The sequence below is a fragment of the Ensifer sp. GW101-20A05 genome, assembly GCF_059424735.1.
This window is the reverse complement of sequence record NZ_JBWKZT010000004.1, coordinates 181,895-199,993: the sequence shown is the minus strand read 5'-3', so window position 1 is coordinate 199,993 and position 18,099 is coordinate 181,895. Positions and strand designations below refer to the sequence as shown.

The following is an 18,099-nucleotide window of genomic DNA, read 5'->3' as shown; positions in this document are numbered from 1 at the left end:
CGCCCGAGCTTCGTCAACTCAGGCACAGGGCTGTCGTGAATGCTATTCCTTGCGCGGCACTTCCATGCCCTTTAGAGCCGCCGGGCGCGACAGACCGCGCTCGACCCAGGCCATCACGTTCGGGAAGCTCTTGTAATCCAGGACCTCGGCGCCGCCATAGAACCTGCGAGCGCCTTCGACCCAGGGGTAGGTGGCGATGTCGGCGATCGTGTAATCGTCATCCATCAGCCATTGCCGCCCCTCAAGACGCGCTTCCAGCACACCGAGAAGGCGCTTCGCTTCGTCACGGTAGCGCTCGACGGGATAGGAATTGTTGGCAACCTTGTCGGCAGCGAACTTGAAGAAATGGCCGAACTGACCGAGCATCGGGCCAATGCCGCCCATCTGGAACATCACCCAGCTGATCGTCTGGTAGCGAGCGGCCGCGTCGGCCGGCAGCAGCTTGCCGGTCTTTTCCGCCAGATAGATGAGGATCGCGCCGGACTCGAAGAGACCGATCGGCTTTCCATCCGGGCCATTGGGATCGATGATCGCCGGGATGCGGCCATTCGGATTGAGCGAGACGAACTCCGGCGATTTCTGCTCGTTGGCATCGAAGGCGACCCTGTGAGGCTCGTAGGCGAGACCCAGCTCTTCGAGTGCGATCGAGACCTTCACGCCGTTTGGAGTCGGCAGCGAATAAAGTTGGATAATATCCGGGTTATTCGCCGGCCAGCGCTTGGTGATCGGAAAGGCGGAAAGATCGGCCATGAAGGTCTCCTGGAAACGAAGCGGCAAGGGCGCCGTCTGCACGCCTTACATAGGAGCGGAGGGCGCGCTTTGTGAGGGCCCTACTTTAATTTTTGCAGTCCGCGAGGCCAGCGAGATAGCCGAAGGCTCCGCCCTGCCCCGTTCGCAGCGTCAAAGCACGCCGCGAACCGCCGCAATAACCCGTGCCACGACCGGATCGCCGTCATGCGCCGATTTACGCGCCCGCACCAGGCAGGCCTCGGAACGCAGGATCACGCCGTCCGTCAGGATCTTCAGATGGTTCGCCTTCAGCGTCGAGCCGGTCGAGGTGATATCGACGATGATGTCGGCCGAGCCGGACGCCGGCGCGCCTTCGGTCGCACCGAGGCTTTCAACGATGCGATAGAGCTGGATGCCGTGGCTTCCCGAGAAATGGTTCTGCGTCAGCCGCCAGTACTTGGTCGCGATCGCCAGGCGGCGGCCATGGCGGGCACGAAAGTCGGCGGCAACGTCGCCGAGATCGGCCATGGTGTCGACGTCGTACCAGATCTCCGGCACTGCGACGACGACATCGGCATGACCGAAGCCGAGACGGGCGCAGAACTCGACGCGGGCATCGGCATTGGCGAGCCCCTCGCGCACCAGGTCTTCGCCGGTGACGCCGAAATCGATCGAGCCGTTGCCGAGTTCCCGCGAGATCTCGGAGGCCGACAGGAACGCGATCTCCACATCATCAGAACCTTCGACCCGGCCGCGATAGGAGCGATCGTTGCCGACGGCGACGATCTTCATTCCGGCCCGTTCGAAGATCGCCGAGGCGTCATCCTTCATCCGGCCTTTGGACGGCAGCGCGATGGTGATGGTCATTGAACGCCTCCCTGGGAGGTAATCGCCTTTTCGATGCGGTCGAGCCAGAGCGAGAAACCGACGGCGGGAATGTGTTCGCGGGCGCCGAGCAGCGTCAACAGCCGGTCAAAGCGACCTCCGCCGGCCAGAACTGCCTGAATGCCGGCGACTTCGACCTCGAAGACGAGGCCTGTGTAATAGTCGAGCGGACGACCGAAGGCCGCGCGGTAGCGGATCGCGCCGATGTCGGCACCGGCCGCGGAAAGTGCTGCGACACGGGCATCGAAGCGGGCGAGCGCCTCATCGAGCTTGAGGCCGGACTTCTGCGCGAAGGCGAAGAGTGCCGCCGGAGCATCGGCGAGCGGAACGTCGAGCGCCAGGAACGCGCCAACCTGGTCCAGCGTCTTGCGATCGAGCTGCGTGTTCGCCAGCTCCATCTTTTCCTTCAGCCGCCGGGCGATGTCCTGCGGCGAGCGGCTGGCATTGGTGGAGTAGCCGGTCGATTCCATCGTTTCGGCGATATGGGCGATGAGGCGGGCTTCATCCTCAAGCAATCCGTCCATCGACAGGCGCACGACCTCGGGACCGAAGACACCGACCGTCCGCGGATGAGCGAGTTCGGTGAGCAGCTTCTGCAGGTGCTTCTGGTCGCCAAAGGCATGGATCAGCCGCTTCTGCCAGCCGGCCGGCAGGCCGCAGGCGCCGACGACGGCTTCGAACACCGCCTGGTCACCGAGCGTCACGTTGAGACCCCGGCCCGGCAAGCGGTTGGCAACGACACGCATCGCGTCACCGACAATGCGGGCATCGGCTGTGGCGATATCCGTATCGCCGAGATCCTCGATGCCGGCCTGGTAAAAGTCGTTGCCGCCCTCGCGGCGCTGGCGGAAGACCTCGCCGAGATAGGCGTAGCGCTTCGGCGTGCCGGTCACCGTCTCGATGTGGCGCAGGCAGACGGGAATGGTGAATTCCGGGCGCAGGCAGAGGCTCTCGCCGGTCTCGCTCTCGGTCATGAAGATACGGCGGCGCAGATCCTCGCCGGCCATGGCGAGGAAGGGTTCGGCCGGCTGGATCACCGGTGTGTCGACACGCAGCGTGCCGAGGCTTTCGAAGTCGGCAAGCAGATCGTCGGCGAAGGCAGGCAGATTGATGAGGGCCATGATCGTCAGCCCCTTGCCCGATCCTCGGCCTGCGCCGCCAGCATTTCGCGTACCTTTTCGACCAGCTCGGCCACAGGCACGGAAACCTGGGCCACGCGCGCCTCGCGCCAGGCCGCATTGTCCTCGATCTCGCCCGACAGGCGCTTGCCCTCGATCAGGTCCTTGATCTGCACGAGACCCGCGGCGCGTTCGTCGCCACCCTGGATGATCGCCAGCGGCGAGCCGCGGCGGTCGGCATATTTCAGCTGATCGCCAAAATTCTTCTTGTTGCCCTGATACATTTCGGCGCGGATGCCGGCATGGCGCAGCTGCTGCACGAAGCGCTGGTAGTGGCCCATGCTCTCGATGTCGCGGTCCATGACACAGACGACGACCGGGGCGAGCACTTCCGACGCGCCGAGCTTGCCGAGGTTCTTGAGCGCCGTCATCAGACGGGAAACGCCGATCGAGAAACCGGTGGCCGGCACCGGCTGGCCCATGAAGCGCGAGACGAGGCCATCATAGCGGCCGCCACCGCCAACCGAACCGAAGACGACCTTCTCGCCCTTCTCGTTGGTGACGGCAAACTGCAACTCGGCCTCGAAAACCGGGCCGGTATAGTATTCAAGACCACGCACGACCGAGGGGTCGATCTTGATGCGGTCAGCCTCGTAGCCGACGCTCAGCACCAGACTGCGGATGGTGTTCAGTTCTTCGACGCCTTCGCCGCCCTTCGACGTTCCCGCAACGAGGGCCGCGAGCTCGGCAGCGCTTTCGGCGTAGTCCTTGATGCCGACGAAGAAGAGCACCTTGTCGATCTGTTCGCCGTTGAGGCCCGCGCCCTTGGTGAAGTCGCCGCTCTCATCCTTGCGGCCTTCGCCGAGCAGGAGCCGCACGCCTTCGGGACCGAACTTGTCGAGCTTGTCGATAGCGCGAAGAACCGTCAGGCGCGCGTTCGCCTTGTCGTCACCGCCGAGACCGATCGCCTCCATGACGCCATCGAGCACCTTGCGGTTATTGACGCGGATCACGTAGTCGCCGCGCGCGATGCCGAGGGCTTCCATGGTGTCGGCCATCATCATGCACATTTCGGCATCCGCCTGGACGCCGGCGGCACCGACGGTATCGGCGTCGAACTGCATGAACTGGCGGAAGCGGCCCGGGCCCGGCTTCTCATTGCGGAAGACGTAGCCGGCACGGTAGGTGCGGAACGGAAGCTGGATCTCATTGAAGTTTTCGGCAACGTGACGGGCGAGCGGCGCCGTCAGGTCGTAGCGCAGCGACATCCACTGGTCGTCGTCGTCCGTCAGCGAGAAGACGCCCTCGTTCGGCCGGTCGCTGTCGGGCAGGAACTTGCCGAGCGCGTCGGTATATTCGAACAGCGGCGTTTCGACCGGATCGAATCCATAATGCTCGTAGACCGCCCGGATCTTGCCGATCATTTCGTCGGTCGCACGGATATCGGCGGCGGAGCGATCGACAAAGCCGCGCGGCAGGCGCGCCTTGAGCTTCTGCGGTTTCTTCTGTTTCTCGGTCATGGGAGCATTCCGGACTGTCAGCGTGTTGGCTGCTTTCCCTATCGGATCAAGTGGGGGGCGGCAAGGGTTTGCACCGCGCAAAGCGCGCGTTGCGCCGGTCGTAGCAAGCGATGCGGGGTACTCGGCGCGAGACGAAGCTGGAGCCGGCTGTCTCGACCTATCGATCGGATCGGGTTGACTTCAACCATAAGGCGCATTAAATCGCCAACAATCACTAAAAGTTTATCACCCGATCGATCGCCGACGTTTCGATCATGAAGATCATCGGCTAATTTCGGTCCGGAGCATTTACCCGCAGGTCATTCCGGATGCAATGAGAGCATCGGACCCAATACCCCAACGGCAAAATGGAACGGCGAACCATTTCATCGGGAATGGCGGATTTCTGCGGAGACGTCTCGCGGTCGGCGCGAAGAGAGGGATGGGCATCATGTTGAGATTCATGACACCTGGCTGCGGGGCGATCCGGCCCGGACATCTGGGCGCACATCACAATTGGATGCGGGGCCTCGACGAGGGGACCTACATCATGGAAGCCTGGCGCTGCGATCTCGCGACCGGCATTTTCCAGCTCGGCCAACAGACCGCCGCCTTGCTCGGCATCTCCGCTCCTTCCTGTGGCATCATCGATCTGGTGCGCGCCTATGACCGCAAGGAACGCCCAACCGTGCTCAACATACTCGAACAGGCGACCGCTTCGTCATCCTCGTTCTGCTTTACCGCCACGGTGCGCGCGCCGACCTCGCAAGCGGCGCAGCTCTTCTGCGTCGGTCGGTCCGTGCTCGATACGCCAAGCGGCGAGGACCTGCTGCAAGGCATCTTTGCCTTTCCGCGCGAGCGCGTGATGCTCTGCGCTTGAGCGCAAAGCTTGAAACCGCGGACACTATTCCCTGGGTTGAAGCAGCTCTATGAGGCGCCTCGATGGCGCTCCCTCAAGCAAAGCCTTCACCGGGAAACTCCCACCCCCAAACTGATGACGGGCGCGCCAATCAGGCCACGCGAGCCCTGGGTCTTGCGAGCTTGCCACGCAGTTCCTCGACAACCACGCGGCAATGGCAGCCTTCGATGTGATCGTTGACGAGACCCATGGCCTGCATGAAGGCGTAAATCGTCGTCGGGCCGACGAAGGTCCAGCCGCGCTTCTTCAGGTCCTTGGAAATCCGCATCGAGGTCGGGGTCGTCGGGTTGGCGACGATCGCCTCGTAGGTCACCAGTTTCGGGCGCTCGGCTGCCTGCGGCTCGTATGACCAGAAATAGCCCGCGAGCGAACCGAATTCCTGCCTGAGTTCCTGGGCGCGACGGGCATTGTTGATGGTCGAGACGATCTTGCCGCGATGGCGCACGATGCCGGTATCGGCAAGGCAGCGCTCGATATCGGTCTCATCGAACATCGCGACCTTGTCGAAATCGAAGCCGGCAAAGGCGGCACGGAATGCCTCGCGCTTGCGCAGGATCGTCAGCCATGACAGGCCGGACTGGAACCCTTCGAGGCAGATCTTCTCGAACAGGCGGCGATCGTCGGTGACCGGACGGCCCCATTCGTCGTCATGATAGCGACGGTAGTCGTCGAGATTGCCCTGCCAGGCGCAGCGCTGAAGTCCGTCCTCGCCGATCACTATGCCCTTGACCGTCATCGCTTTCCTCGCTCCATCCCGTTCATTTCCCTGCCTTTACCATTTGCAAACCAGATTCCTAAAGCGGCGGATAACCCTACCCAAAGCTTTATCGGCGCCTTCGCCTTTTAATGAAGCGCCGTTTACCATTCGGTGGCCCCCCGGTGACACGATCGCGCCATTGCCAAGGCGCATACTCCCCCGCTCGAGCGTCCGGTTCTTCGGCTGTCTGCGCCCCCTTGATGAATTTCGGCGAAAGGTAGCGAGTCCGTCCGATGTTGAAAAAATCCCTTCTTTTAGCAGTCTCCCTGCTGACCCTCGTCGCCGCTCCCGCCGTGGCGCAGGATCGGTATCAGAACCGGCCTCCGGTGGTCGTCAGCCCCGACCTCACCGCCCCCTGGGTAATGCAGCTCGGCGGGCAGCAGGCCCGCACGCGGCAGGTCATCTACCGGCAGCAGATTCCGGCAGCCACCCGAAAACAGTATTATCAGGGACAGGTCGCGCAGCCGCAGGTCAAGCGCCGCGCCATCAACCCGCTGATCCAGCCGGCCAACGCCATGCGCGCCCAGCGGCCGGTCAAGTCGAAATTCGACCCGCAATACCTGCCGCAGACGGTCGCCTATGAGAGCAAGGAAAAGCCGGGCACGATCGTCATCGATACGAACAACCGCTTTCTCTATCTGGTGACCAGCAACGGGGAGGCACGGCGCTATGGCGTCGGCGTCGGCAAGCCGGGCTTCGAATGGGCAGGCGCCCACAAGGTCACCCGCAAGGCGGAGTGGCCGAGCTGGACGCCGCCGCAGGAGATGATCAGCCGCGAAGCCGCCAAGGGCCACTACCTGCCGGCTCGCATGGACGGCGGCCCGGAAAACCCGCTTGGCGCACGCGCCATGTATCTCGGCTCGACGCTCTATCGAATCCACGGCACCAATGCGCCCTGGACGATCGGCTATGCCGTTTCCTCCGGCTGCATCCGCATGCGCAATGAAGACGTCGTCGACCTTTACGAGCGCGTGAAGGTGGGCACGAAGGTTATCGTCATATAATTAGAGCATAGCATAGAATATTCCCTCCCCCTCGCACGTTTTGCTATTGCCTATGCGTGATTTTCAGGCAACAGCAGCATGAACAGATATAAGTTCGGCGGTCCGCCGGCTGTATGGCAGGCTTGAACTTCGGCGCATTTTGCTTAGCCTGCCTGCAACGAGGGTTAGAGGGAATCGTATATGAAGCGTCATGCCAGCAAAGTGGTCGCGATCGCCATCGCGACCAGCACTATTCTTGCCGCCGCCAGCGCCTCGGCTTTCACGCCGACGCCGGCCACAGGCCCTAAGGTCAAATCATCAGACGTTGTACTCGTGGCCACGCCGAAGAAGCCGGCAAAGCAATACTGGCGCACCAAGGTTCGCTTCCGCACCGACGAAGCCCCCGGCACGATCATCGTCGATACCAACAACAAGTATCTTTACTACATCGACGGCCCGAACCGCGCGACGCGCTACGGCATCGGTGTCGGCCGCGACGGCTTCGGCTGGTCGGGTGTCGTGAAGGTTGGCCGCAAGGCCGAATGGCCGACCTGGACACCGCCGGCGGAGATGCGCCAGCGCGAGGCTGCCAAGGGCCGCATCCTGCCGGTCACCCAGGAAGGCGGCATCGACAACCCGCTCGGCGCCCGCGCCATGTATCTCTACAAGGGCGGCCGCGACACGATCTTCCGGATCCATGGCACCAACCAGCCCTGGACCATCGGCCAGAACATGTCATCCGGATGCATCCGCATGATGAACGACGACGTGGAACACCTCTACGACCGGGCCGACATCGGCACCAAGGTCATCGTCATCGGCCCCGGCAGCAAAGCCGGCGACACCTATTTCGACGATCGCGGCGTCGACATCTTCCGCCAGATCTTCGGCGGCTGACGGTCATCGACCATGCACAGTTTGAAAGGCCGGTTCCTCACGGAGCCGGCCTTTTGCCTGTCCATCAGAGCCCCCTGGGCTTTGCTCCACCATAGGCCCAGTCGAGCAGTTCGACCGTATGCAGGATGGGGATCGCAGTGCCGCTGGCGATCTGGGTGATGCAGCCGATATTGCCGGTGGCGATCGCATCCGGTTTGGTCGCCTCGATGTTCTTGACCTTGCGCGCCTTCAGCTTCGCCGAGATTTCCGGCTGCAGGATGTTGTAGGTGCCGGCCGAACCGCAGCAGAGGTGGCCTTCGGCCGGATCGCGGACGACGAAGCCAGCACGCTTCAAAAGCTGCTTCGGCGCCACGGTGATCTTCTGGCCATGCTGCATGGAGCAGGCGGAATGATAGGCAAGCGTCATGCCCCTCGCATCCTGTTCCGGCAGGTCTAGCGTAGACAGGTACTCGGTGATGTCTTTTGCCAGCGCCGAGACACGTGCCGCCTTTTCTGCATACTCAGGATCGAGCCGCAGCATGTGGCCGTAGTCCTTGATCGTCGTTCCGCAGCCCGAAGCGGTGATGACGATGGCATCGAGCCCGCCCTCGTCTGCGACCTTCAGCCAGGCGTCGACGTTGCGGCGCGCCGCCTCAAGCGCCTGGTTCTCGCGGCCCATGTGGTGCACCAGGGCGCCGCAACAGCCTTCGCCGGCCGAAACAACCACCTCGACACCAAAGCGCGTCAAAAGACGGATCGTCGCCTCGTTGATCTCCGGCTTTAGCACCGGCTGCGCGCATCCGGACAGGAGCGCGACACGACCGACACGTTTTCCCTGCGCCGTGTGGACGCCGGGCACGGCGGAAGTGGAGGGCTGCGGCACGGCGCTTGGCGCGAGATCGAGCATGACGCCGAAGGTCTTCAGCAACGGCATGCGCTTCATCATCCCTGCGAAGGGCCGGGCAAGGCCGACCGCCTTCAGCGACAGGCGGAAGCGCGCGGGATAGGGCAGCACCGCCGCCAGCACGGAACGCGCCAATCTATCCCTAAACGGGCGCCGATAGGTGTTTTCGATGTGGACGCGCGCATGGTCGACCAGATGCATGTAGTCGACGCCGGAGGGACAGGTGGTTGCGCAGGCGAGACAGGAGAGACAGCGGTCAATGTGGGTGACCGTTTCCTTGTCGGCCGCCCTGCCGTTTTCCAGCATGTCCTTGATGAGATAGATGCGCCCGCGCGGACTATCGAGTTCGTCGCCGAGCGTCACATAGGTCGGACAGGTGGCGGTGCAGAAGCCGCAGTGCACGCATTTGCGCAGGATGGCCTCGGATTCGGCCACATGCGGGTCGGCAAGCTGCGCGGGGGTAAAATTGGTCTGCAAACGCGAACTCCACTTTCCGGTTCCGCGGTAACGGGCACTTGCGACGTGCTTCGGTCACCGCGGCATTCTCATTTCAGCATCCTTCGACCGGACCCGGTTTCAGGGTTTGCGCCGTGGTCTACACCATCCAGCTTTCGGGATTGGTGATCGGCTCCTGGCGCGCGGCCCGTTGCAGGCCGACGACGCAGCGCACGACGATCCAGACGGCGGTGGCGATGAAACCGAGAACGCCGATCAACAGCACCGTCAGCAGCAACGATATTACGCCGAACAACAGGGCGATCCAAAAGGTCCGGATCGCCCATTCATAGTGCGTCTGGACCCACGGCGCACCCTTGCCGCGATTGAGATAGGCCATCACCACGCCGATGATCGGAGTGATCCCCACCGCAAAGCCCACGAGATAAAGGACATAGATCACCTGGACATTGATCTTGCCCGGCTCCAGCCAGCGATCAGTCTCGCGGGAAAACGGTGTCTGCGGACCATTATCGCTCATCAACTCCTCCCATGTTCACCGCCGTCGCCTCAGGAGACCGCAGCCATGCGGCCCGGATTGAAGATCCGGTGCGGGTCGAACTTCGCGCGGACGCGCTCGCTCAATTGTGCCACGGCCAAGGGTTGTGGTTCAAACGATGGAATGGCGGCACGATAACCTTCTTCGGCCCTGACCAGCGTTGCATGTCCGCCACCGAGAACCTTGATATAGCGGCGCACGAGTTCCGCTTCGGGGTCGGCCTCCATGCGCAGCCAGACGAGACCGCCCTGCCAGTCATAGAAGGCATCGACGCCGGTCTGCAGCCTGAGCGCCGCCACCAATTGATGGCCGAGCGATGGAGCGACGGAGACGCGCCAGAGCGGCTTCCTGGTGCCGTCGGCATAGGGTTTGACGTCGCGGATCTCGGCCCAGAGCCTCGATGTCCTGATAGCATCGAGCCGGGTCACCGCGCCGAAGCGACCGACCGCATTCGTCAGTTTTTCAGCCCGGAGCGCAACCGATGCCTCCAGTCCTTCGAGCCGCAGTACCGTCGCGGCGCCGTCCGGAAGCCCGCCATCCAGGAACCGCCCGCGCACGCTTTCCGGCAGATGTGCGGCACCCGAAACTTCCACCGTCTGCGCCATCGCCTCGGCCATGACCGCCGCGGCTTCGGCATCGTTGAGCCCGGAAGCCACAATGGTCTCGGACGCCGGCGGCAACGGCAGGACGCGGAAGGTGACTTCGGTGAGGATGCCGAGCGTGCCGTGCGAGCCGGCCAAAAGCTTGACCAGATCCAGGCCGGTGACGTTCTTCATCACCCGTCCGCCGGCCTTGATTGCCTCCCCCTCACCGTTGACGAAGCGAACGCCGAGCAGGCTGTCGCGGGCGGCACCGGCGACATAGCGCCGGGGGCCGGAGGCGTTGGCGGCAAAGACCCCGCCGATCGTCGGCTCTCCCGACGAGGCGAAAATCGGCCGATGGTCCATCGGTTCGAAGGCTAGCATCTGCCGGTTGTCCGCCAGTGCCTCTTCGATCGCGCGCAGCGGCGTCCCCGAAAGCGCGGTGATCGTCATCTCGGCCGGATTGTAGCTGACGATGCCGGACAAGCGGCGCGTCGACAGTACCCGGTCGGCACGCACGGGATTGCCAAGACCCGCGCGCGTGTTGCCGCCGATCAACGCGAGCGAAGCCCTATCGGCCGCCATCGCGCGAACGACGGTCGCTATCCCCTCTTCGCTTGCCGGTTCGAAATGCACGATCATGCGGCGGGACGCCCTTCGAGCGGGAAGACCTTGGACGGGTTCAGGATCCATTGCGGATCGAAGGCGGCCCGCGCCGCCATCTGCTGGTCGAGGTCGATCCGGTTGTACTGGTGTAGCATGAGGTCCCGCTTTTCGATGCCCACGCCGTGCTCGCCCGTCAGGCAACCGCCGGCGTCAACACAGAGCTTGAGGATATCGTTGCCGGCGGCTTCGGCGCGCGCCGCATCCTCCGGGTCGTTGATGTTGTAGAGGATCAGCGGATGCATGTTGCCGTCGCCGGCGTGGAAGACATTGGCGACACGCAGGCCGTAGCTCGCAACGATCTCACCGGTGCGACGCAGCACATGCGAAAGCTGGCTGAGCGGCACCGTACCGTCCATGCAGATATAATCGGCGATGCGGCCGGTGGCGCCGAAGGCGGATTTCCGGCCTTTCCAGATCGCAGCCGCTTCCATGGCCGACTGGCACTCTTTGATCGTCGCCACCCCATGACGGCGCGCGACCGCAACGATACCGGCAAGCGTCGCATCCATTTCCGGCTCGGAGCCTTCGACTTCGACGATCAACAGCGCTTCGACATCGAGCGGATAGCCGGCATGGGCGAAGGCTTCGCAGATCTCGATCGCCGGCTTGTCCATGAACTCGATCGCGACGGGGATGATACCGGAGCCGATGACATCGGCGACGCAAGCGCCGGCCGCTTCGGAAGAGGCAAAGCCGAAGAGCACGGGACGGGCACCCTCCGGCTTGGCGATCAACCGCACCGTCGCTTCGGTGACGATGCCGAGCTGCCCCTCGGAACCGCAGACGAGGCCGAGCAGATCGTAGCCCACCGAATCCAGCGCCTTGCCGCCGAGCTCGATAACCGTGCCATCGAACAGCACCATCTTCACGCCGAGCAGATTGTTGGTGGTAACGCCATATTTCAGGCAATGGGCGCCGCCGGAATTCATGCCGATGTTACCGCCGATCGTGCAGGCAAGCTGCGAACTCGGGTCCGGCGCATAGAAGAAACCGTCGGCGGAAACCGCCTCGGAAATATTGAGATTGGTGACGCCTGCCTGAACCGTCGCGGCGCGATTGAAGAGGTCGATATCGAGTATGCGCGACATCTTCGAAAGGCCGATGACGACCGCATCCTCCTGCGGGATGGCACCGCCCGAAAGCGAGGTTCCGGCGCCGCGCGGCACGACCGGGATGCCATAGCGGCTGCAATATTTGAGAAGGGCTGCGACCTGCTCGGTCGTCTCCGGCAGCGCGACGGCAAGCGGCATGCGACGATAGGCGATAAAGGCATCTGTCTCGAAGGGCTTCAGCCCGCGCTCGTCGCTGATCAGGCAGCCCTCGGGCAACAGGTCGGCGAGGTCGGCGACGATCTCGCGGCGCCGGGCGATAACAGCCTGTTTCGGTTGCAGAAAACCGATCGTCTCCGCCATCAGTTTCTCCCGCCGCATGTAAATTGGTCTATTTTCTTTACCACTAGGCTAGAGTCCCTGCAAATGCTATTGAGCTTTTCCGTTTTGGAAACAATGGCAACGATTGATGACGAATTTAGGCGATCTTGAGATTTTTGCACGGGTCGTTTCCACCGGCAGTATGTCGGCAGCGGGGCGGGCGCTGGGGTTTTCCCCAGCTGTGATCTCCAAGCGCATCAAGAGGCTCGAAGATCGCCTCGGAACGCGGCTTCTGCAGCGCACGACACGCCAGATCTCTCTGACCGAAGCCGGCCAGGGGTTCTACGATCGCGTACTCGGCATTCTCTCGGGCATCGAGGAGGCCGAGGCCTATGCCTCCGGACGCTCGTCGCATGCGCTCGGCGTGCTCAGAATCTCAGCGCCCACCTCCTTCGGCCGGATGCACATCGCGCCGCACCTGACGAAGTTCATGAAGGACCATCCGGACCTGAAACTGCACATCGTGCTGACGGACGAATTCACGGATATCGTCGCGGACGGCTTCGACATGGCGGTCAGGATCGGCGAATTGGTGGATTCGTCCCTGGTCGCACGGAAACTTGCGCCCGTCCGCCGGCTGCTCTGCGCCTCGCCGGAATACATTGCCCGCAATGGTGCGCCGACGGAAATTGGCGACCTCGCAGACCATCTCTGCCTGCCGGCGCACAACAACGACAACTGGAAGCTTGAAGGGCCGGAAGGCGCGCTGGTCTGGCACCCGGAGGGGCCGCTCGTGACCAATTCCTCCGAGATCGTGCGCGCCGCCGTCATCGCCGGCGCGGGGATTGCGCTGCGCTCCACCTGGGATATCGGCCCGGAATTGCGCAGCGGCCAGCTGGTACAGGTGCTGCCGCAATGGGAAGGCTCCAAGCAACTGACCCTCTCGGCCGTCTATCCGAGCCGCCAGTTCCTGCCGGCCAAGGTGCGCCTTTTCATCGACTACCTGGCCGGGCTTTACGGGCCGATCCCCTACTGGGAACAGTAGTTTCCAAGACGGGCTATTTGTTTTTCGCAATTCCGAACGCAAAACCGCTGCACACTTTTGCTGGAATTGCTTACTTGTGCTCACCTTCCTCGTGATGGCGGCGGATGCGGCGCACGATCAGCCAGACGCCGGCAACGGCGAAGGGAACGGCAAGGCCAGTCAAGAGGCCCGGATCGATCGGCAGCTCGTGGCTGACGGCCTTGGCGAGATAGCCGAACAGGCCAACGACGTAGTAGGAAATGGCGGCGACCGACAGGCCTTCGACGGTCTGCTGCAGGCGTAGCTGCAGCTTGGCGCGCCGGTCCATCGAGTTCAAAAGCGCACTGTTCTGCCGTTCGAGCTCGACATCGACCCAGCTTCTGAGAAGAGCGGTGGCGCGGGCGAGCTTCCGCGACAGGTTGGCCTGGCGCTCCTCGACCGACTGGCAGGTGCGCATCGCCGGCGCGAGGCGTCGTTCGAGGAAGGTGCCGATGGTCTCGTAGCCCGGAAGCGGCGTCTCGGAGAGCGTGCGAATGCGCTCCTGCACGATGCCGTAATAGGCGCGGCTGGCGCCGAAGCGATAGAGGCTGAGCGCGGCACCCGCCTCGAGGTCGGCGGCAAGCCGGGTGATCTCGGCCAGCATGTCGTCGGCCTCCTCGCGCACATTTTCCTTCATGCGTTGGGTGATTCCGGTCAAGCCATCCTCGGTCCGGCGGATCTCCGGCGACAGCGACTGGGCGAGCGGCAGGCCCATCATCGCCAGTGTCCGGTAGGTCTCGATATCGAGCAGGCGCTGAATGAGCGCGCCGGTGCCTGCCTCGGTCATGCCACGGTCGATAACCAGTATCTGGGTCAGGCCGTCGCCGTTCTGGCGGAAGTCGGTGACGATTACCGCCTGGCCGTTCTTGGTTTCGCTGTAGCAGAGGCTCGTCGGATCGAAGAGCCCGATCGCGTCACGGGTTTCGGGCGTGTCCGGCCGGATCTCCAGGCGGATACCCGAGATCAGCGAGCCCGGCGGCGAAAAGCCGTCGCCGAAGGGATGGATCGGCACCTCGCCGCCGAACCGCTCCGGCGGTGGCGCATCCCAGAAGTAGGTGGAGAATTCGGTGTGACGCTCCCAGCGCAGCGTGCCCTGCCCCCAGGGCATCGCATGATGGTTCGCGTCCCGCCCCGGCGGTGCGATGCCGCGTGCGCGCGACAGCTCCGACAACACGGCATGATCGACGATCGAGCCGCCATCCGTCAGGAAGGCGAGCTGAAAGATCACCCGCGGCGTGGTGACCAGCGCATAGGGGCGCGAATGAACCTCGCCCAAGGCCAAGGCGCGCATCGGCGCCACCGGAAATGCAAAACTACCCTTTGCCATGAAGCGCTCTTGTCCCCCCTCACGCGTTCATCACGACTCTCTTATCAATCGAACGAGCAAAAGAAAAAGGACGCATTGCCGCAGTTTGACTTTTGTCAGCCGCACAAAGTGGACAAGCAAATTGACCACTTGCCGCCGGCTGCCTAAATTGCGGCCCAGAGCGGGATGGGGGAGCCCTCGCGACTTGCCGTCCCTTTCCGCCCTAACCTATCAGAATCACGATGTCTTTTGGCCGAAACGACCGGAAATCATCGTGATCCGGGAGACCAAGACGTGACCGACGACCAGATCGACCTCTTCGCCCGCATCAGCCACAGCCGCACGGCCGACGAAGTCGTACATCAGATCGAGCTCCTGATCCTCGAAGGCGTGCTGCGCGACGGGGATCGGCTGCCGGGCGAAAGAGAGCTTTCCAAACGCTTCGACGTATCGAGGCCGATCCTGCGCGAGGCGCTCAAGGAACTCGAAGGACGCGGCCTGGTCGAAAGCCACCATGGCGGCGGCACCTTCGTCGCCGATGTCGTAGGGAAGATTTTCTCCAAGCCGCTGATCGACCTGATTGCCCGTCATCACAAGGCGACCCAGGATTATCTCGAATACCGGCGCGAGCTGGAGGGCCTGACCGCAGAACTGGCCGCCACCCGCGCCACGGATTTCGACCGGGACATCCTGACCAGGATCATCGAGCGCATGCGTGCGGCGCACGCCGCCGGCGACTTCGACGCGGAGCTCGAGGCCGATATCGAGCTGCACCAGGCAATCGGTGAGAGCGCCCACAACATCATCCTGATGCATACGCTGCGCGCCTGTTATCGGCTGCTTCAGCAGGGCATCTTCTTTCACCGCAACTCGGTTTTCGATGCGCCGGGCGCCCGCGATCGGCTGCTTGGCCAGCACGAGGCGATCTACGACGCGATCATGGCGCGAGATCCGGCGAATGCAAAGGCGGCGTCGCAGAACCATATCGACTTCGTTGCCGCCGCAACCCGCGAGGCGGAGCGCACCGGTGAATGGAACCGTATCGCCCGCCTGCGCTTGCAGCAGCGCGACCGCGCGAACTGACGGAGCAGACCTACGCCCAGCTGCCCGCGATTGGCAAACCGACGCGGAAACACCATATCCTGTCGTATCTGGACAACAGTTCAGCGGAAAGCTGACTGCATATCCGGCTGCCCGCTGGCCGCGACATTTACACGCAACAGGACGCTGCCATACTGGCTTTAACAGAAAACAAGAACACTGATTCGTCGAGAGGAGCGCAGACGACCTTGAACTTCTTGAACAGACTCGCATCCGATGTCCAACTGATGTTGCGCCGCCCGGCGCGCATGCAATATGCCGCGCTCTGCTATCGGATCCGCAAGAAGACCAAGGCCCTCGAAATCCTCATGATCACCAGCCGCGACACCGGCCGCTGGGTCATTCCCAAGGGATGGCCGATGCAAGGCAAGCGCGCCCACGAGGTGGCCGAGCGCGAGGCCTACGAAGAGGCCGGCGTCAAAGGGCACGTGCAGAAGTCGACGATCGGATTCTATCTCTACCAGAAGCGCATGGACCATGGCCTGAAGATTTCGGTCAAGGTGCAGGTCCACGCGCTGGAAGTCGACGACCTCGCAAAGCACTTCCCCGAGGAAGGCCGCCGGCAGCTCGAATGGGTCGACTACAGGGAGGCCGCTTCACGGGTGGCCGAGCCATCGTTGAAGGACCTCATCCTCGCCTTTGGCGAACGCATGGCGGCGCCGCCTGCGTCGATGCCGAAGGCTGCGAACGGCTAGCCTTCCGGGCCATCCCCCGGGCACGCAATGCCCCTGAATGCGGGTTCCCGACGCACGCGGCACCGATGTCCATCAAATCCACTTGAATGCTTGTTGCAGTGGCCTTAGTGGCCATGGTGACAATGGAGTTCCAGGCAGTGGCACAGCCGCGCATACGCCTCGCAAAACAGACGATCGACAAAGACCTCGACAAGCTGAGCCTTGCCGAAGAGGCGTCGCAGCATGTCCGCCGCAGCCTGGCGGCGCCGGCGCTCGCCGGCCTCTTTCTGCTCCTCAGCATGGCCTTTGCCGCGAGTTTCGTGACCCATTCCGCGAGCGCGCCGATCATCATCGCCGCGGCAGCGATCGCCGGCTACATGGCCATGAACATCGGCGCCAACGACGTGACCAACAACGTTGGTGCGGCCGTCGGCGCCAAAGCGATGTCGATGGCGACGGCGCTCATCATCGCTGCCATCTTCGAGATCGCCGGCGCGATGCTTGCCGGGCGCGAGGTCGCGCTGACGATCGAAGCAGGCATCGTCTACGGCGAAGATGTGCTCGGCCCGCAAGCGATCATCTGGATCATGATGTCGGCACTCGCTTCGGCTGCGGCCTGGATCAATATCGCCACCTATTCAGGGGCGCCTGTATCCACCACACACTCGATCATCGGCGGCATCGTCGGCGCCGGCATTGCCGCGGCCGGTTTTTCCAGCGTCCAATGGTGGTCGCTTGCCGGCATCACTTTGAGCTGGTCGGTCTCGCCGCTTCTCGGCGGCGCAATTGCCGCAGCATTCCTCGCCTTCCTCAAGGAATTCATCATCTACCGCGAGGACAAGATCGCTGCCGCAAGGCGATGGATGCCGGTCATTCTCAGTGTCACCGCGGGCTGCTTCACCGCATACCTCGCGGAGATTGCCCTAGTTCAGGTTGCGGCAATCTCTTTGCCAACAGGACTCAGCCTGGGCGTCATCATCGGTACTGCCGTCTATTTCCTGACCAAGCCGTGGATCTACAAACAGTCAGAGGGGCTGGACAACCGCAACCAGTCACTTCGCAAACTATTTCGTGCGCCGCTCATTCTGGCTGCAGCACTTCTCTCCTTCGCGCATGGCGCCAACGACGTCTCCAACGCAATCGGCCCGTTATCCGCGATCGTTTCGGCCCTGGACGGCGTCATCACCACGGAGAAATCGCCGGCTCCCTTGTGGCAACTGGCGATCGGCGCGCTCGGCATTTCGATCGGTCTTCTGCTCTATGGCCCGAAGCTTATCCGCGTCGTCGGTCAGGAAATCACCAAGCTCAATCCGATGCGCGCCTTCTGCGTCGCGCTCGCCACCGCGGTCACGGTGCTTTTGGCATCGGCGCTCGGACTGCCGATCAGTTCGACCCACACGGCCGTTGGTGCCGTCTTCGGCGTCGGCTTCTTCCGTGAATGGTACATCCGCAATTCCAAGCGTCGCCTACAATATGTCCGACAGCGCACAGGGCAGGCCGACTTCATGGAAACGGAAGAAACCAACTTCGCCGAAGTCCGGCGCCGGCGCCTTGTACGCCGTTCGCATTTCCTGACGATCGTCGGCGCCTGGGTCATCACCGTTCCCGCCTCGGCCGCGCTATCGGCCGTCCTCTACCTCATCCTCTCCAGCATTTTCATGTGAAGGCCCCGAT

General features: G+C 63.0%; 17 protein-coding genes. 7 read left to right on the top strand and 10 right to left on the bottom strand.

Annotation, left to right across the window (positions count from 1 at the left end; translation table 11 throughout):
- Window positions 1-42: 42 nt before the first annotated feature.
- The 4 genes from AC070A_RS12860 to hisS all read right to left on the bottom strand — a co-directional run bounded on the left by AC070A_RS12860 (window position 43) and on the right by hisS (window position 4,252).
- On the bottom strand, window positions 43-750 hold the full coding sequence (locus AC070A_RS12860; protein WP_112994555.1) for a glutathione binding-like protein: 708 nt from the start codon (window positions 748-750) through the stop codon (window positions 43-45).
- Between the two features lie 150 nt (window positions 751-900).
- A complete protein-coding gene (gene hisG / locus AC070A_RS12855) occupies window positions 901-1,596 on the bottom strand; it encodes an ATP phosphoribosyltransferase (RefSeq protein ID WP_112994556.1) in 696 nt (231 codons plus the stop codon).
- Entirely contained in the window at window positions 1,593-2,735 is a 1,143-nt protein-coding gene (locus AC070A_RS12850; protein ID WP_113736752.1) for an ATP phosphoribosyltransferase regulatory subunit, read from the bottom strand. The genes hisG and AC070A_RS12850 overlap by 4 nt, the downstream gene beginning before the upstream one ends.
- Window positions 2,736-2,740: 5 nt before the next feature.
- Window positions 2,741-4,252, bottom strand: coding sequence for a histidine--tRNA ligase (gene hisS / locus AC070A_RS12845; RefSeq protein WP_112994557.1), 1,512 nt, complete (start codon window positions 4,250-4,252; stop codon window positions 2,741-2,743).
- A 430-nt stretch (window positions 4,253-4,682) separates the two neighbouring features.
- On the opposite strand from hisS, the gene AC070A_RS12840 reads away from it, so the two are divergent.
- The gene (locus AC070A_RS12840; protein WP_112994597.1) at window positions 4,683-5,111 is read left to right on the top strand and encodes a hypothetical protein; all 429 of its coding nucleotides are present in this window, start codon (window positions 4,683-4,685) and stop codon (window positions 5,109-5,111) included.
- A 130-nt stretch (window positions 5,112-5,241) separates the two neighbouring features.
- On the opposite strand, the gene AC070A_RS12835 is transcribed toward AC070A_RS12840, so the two are convergent.
- Window positions 5,242-5,886 carry a DNA-3-methyladenine glycosylase I gene (locus tag AC070A_RS12835; RefSeq protein WP_112994558.1) on the bottom strand — a complete coding sequence of 215 codons (645 nt, stop codon included), beginning with the start codon at window positions 5,884-5,886 and terminating at the stop codon, window positions 5,242-5,244.
- A 254-nt stretch (window positions 5,887-6,140) separates the two neighbouring features.
- Between AC070A_RS12835 and AC070A_RS12830 the strand changes: the two genes are divergently transcribed.
- Complete coding sequence (locus tag AC070A_RS12830) at window positions 6,141-6,911, top strand: L,D-transpeptidase (RefSeq protein WP_112994559.1); 771 nt, start codon at window positions 6,141-6,143, stop codon at window positions 6,909-6,911.
- A gap of 180 nt (window positions 6,912-7,091) precedes the next feature.
- Window positions 7,092-7,787 carry a L,D-transpeptidase gene (locus AC070A_RS12825; protein WP_093232011.1) on the top strand — a complete coding sequence of 232 codons (696 nt, stop codon included), beginning with the start codon at window positions 7,092-7,094 and terminating at the stop codon, window positions 7,785-7,787.
- A gap of 64 nt (window positions 7,788-7,851) precedes the next feature.
- Here the strand turns inward: AC070A_RS12825 and glcF are convergent, their stop codons facing one another.
- The 4 genes from glcF to AC070A_RS12805 all read right to left on the bottom strand — a co-directional run bounded on the left by glcF (window position 7,852) and on the right by AC070A_RS12805 (window position 12,323).
- The gene (glcF, locus tag AC070A_RS12820) at window positions 7,852-9,147 is read right to left on the bottom strand and encodes a glycolate oxidase subunit GlcF (RefSeq protein ID WP_112994560.1); all 1,296 of its coding nucleotides are present in this window, start codon (window positions 9,145-9,147) and stop codon (window positions 7,852-7,854) included.
- 118 nt (window positions 9,148-9,265) lie between these two features.
- The gene (locus AC070A_RS12815) at window positions 9,266-9,646 is read right to left on the bottom strand and encodes a DUF4870 family protein (protein ID WP_057250898.1); all 381 of its coding nucleotides are present in this window, start codon (window positions 9,644-9,646) and stop codon (window positions 9,266-9,268) included.
- A gap of 29 nt (window positions 9,647-9,675) precedes the next feature.
- Complete coding sequence (gene glcE / locus AC070A_RS12810; RefSeq protein ID WP_112994561.1) at window positions 9,676-10,887, bottom strand: glycolate oxidase subunit GlcE; 1,212 nt, start codon at window positions 10,885-10,887, stop codon at window positions 9,676-9,678.
- Complete coding sequence (locus AC070A_RS12805) at window positions 10,884-12,323, bottom strand: FAD-linked oxidase C-terminal domain-containing protein (protein WP_057250902.1); 1,440 nt, start codon at window positions 12,321-12,323, stop codon at window positions 10,884-10,886. The genes glcE and AC070A_RS12805 overlap by 4 nt, the downstream gene beginning before the upstream one ends.
- 106 nt (window positions 12,324-12,429) lie before the next feature.
- Here AC070A_RS12805 and AC070A_RS12800 point away from each other — a divergent pair, with 106 nt between their 5' ends.
- Window positions 12,430-13,326 (top strand): LysR family transcriptional regulator, encoded by an 897-nt coding sequence (locus tag AC070A_RS12800; protein ID WP_058320452.1) that lies wholly within the window; start codon window positions 12,430-12,432, stop codon window positions 13,324-13,326.
- A gap of 70 nt (window positions 13,327-13,396) precedes the next feature.
- Here the strand turns inward: AC070A_RS12800 and AC070A_RS12795 are convergent, their stop codons facing one another.
- On the bottom strand, window positions 13,397-14,671 hold the full coding sequence (locus AC070A_RS12795) for a DUF3422 family protein (RefSeq protein WP_093232007.1): 1,275 nt from the start codon (window positions 14,669-14,671) through the stop codon (window positions 13,397-13,399).
- A 273-nt stretch (window positions 14,672-14,944) separates the two neighbouring features.
- On the opposite strand from AC070A_RS12795, the gene AC070A_RS12790 reads away from it, so the two are divergent.
- From AC070A_RS12790 to AC070A_RS12780, 3 genes are all read left to right on the top strand, one after another.
- Window positions 14,945-15,733: a FadR/GntR family transcriptional regulator gene (locus AC070A_RS12790; RefSeq protein WP_218372963.1), complete on the top strand. Its 789-nt coding sequence runs from the start codon at window positions 14,945-14,947 to the stop codon at window positions 15,731-15,733.
- Window positions 15,734-15,939: 206 nt separating this feature from the next.
- Window positions 15,940-16,446 carry an NUDIX hydrolase gene (locus tag AC070A_RS12785; RefSeq protein ID WP_112994563.1) on the top strand — a complete coding sequence of 169 codons (507 nt, stop codon included), beginning with the start codon at window positions 15,940-15,942 and terminating at the stop codon, window positions 16,444-16,446.
- A 137-nt stretch (window positions 16,447-16,583) separates the two neighbouring features.
- Complete coding sequence (locus AC070A_RS12780) at window positions 16,584-18,089, top strand: inorganic phosphate transporter (RefSeq protein WP_113736757.1); 1,506 nt, start codon at window positions 16,584-16,586, stop codon at window positions 18,087-18,089.
- Window positions 18,090-18,099: the final 10 nt, after the last annotated feature.

Coding starts and splice junctions, on each gene's coding strand:
- AC070A_RS12860 (WP_112994555.1), bottom strand. CDS start 750: ATGGCCGATCTTTCCGCCTTTCCGATCACCAAGCGCTGGCCGGCGAAT.
- hisG (WP_112994556.1), bottom strand. CDS start 1,596: ATGACCATCACCATCGCGCTGCCGTCCAAAGGCCGGATGAAGGATGAC.
- AC070A_RS12850 (WP_113736752.1), bottom strand. CDS start 2,735: ATGGCCCTCATCAATCTGCCTGCCTTCGCCGACGATCTGCTTGCCGAC.
- hisS (WP_112994557.1), bottom strand. CDS start 4,252: ATGACCGAGAAACAGAAGAAACCGCAGAAGCTCAAGGCGCGCCTGCCG.
- AC070A_RS12840 (WP_112994597.1), top strand. CDS start 4,683: ATGTTGAGATTCATGACACCTGGCTGCGGGGCGATCCGGCCCGGACAT.
- AC070A_RS12835 (WP_112994558.1), bottom strand. CDS start 5,886: ATGACGGTCAAGGGCATAGTGATCGGCGAGGACGGACTTCAGCGCTGC.
- AC070A_RS12830 (WP_112994559.1), top strand. CDS start 6,141: ATGTTGAAAAAATCCCTTCTTTTAGCAGTCTCCCTGCTGACCCTCGTC.
- AC070A_RS12825 (WP_093232011.1), top strand. CDS start 7,092: ATGAAGCGTCATGCCAGCAAAGTGGTCGCGATCGCCATCGCGACCAGC.
- AC070A_RS12815 (WP_057250898.1), bottom strand. CDS start 9,646: ATGAGCGATAATGGTCCGCAGACACCGTTTTCCCGCGAGACTGATCGC.
- glcE (WP_112994561.1), bottom strand. CDS start 10,887: ATGATCGTGCATTTCGAACCGGCAAGCGAAGAGGGGATAGCGACCGTC.
- AC070A_RS12805 (WP_057250902.1), bottom strand. CDS start 12,323: ATGGCGGAGACGATCGGTTTTCTGCAACCGAAACAGGCTGTTATCGCC.
- AC070A_RS12800 (WP_058320452.1), top strand. CDS start 12,430: ATGACGAATTTAGGCGATCTTGAGATTTTTGCACGGGTCGTTTCCACC.
- AC070A_RS12795 (WP_093232007.1), bottom strand. CDS start 14,671: ATGGCAAAGGGTAGTTTTGCATTTCCGGTGGCGCCGATGCGCGCCTTG.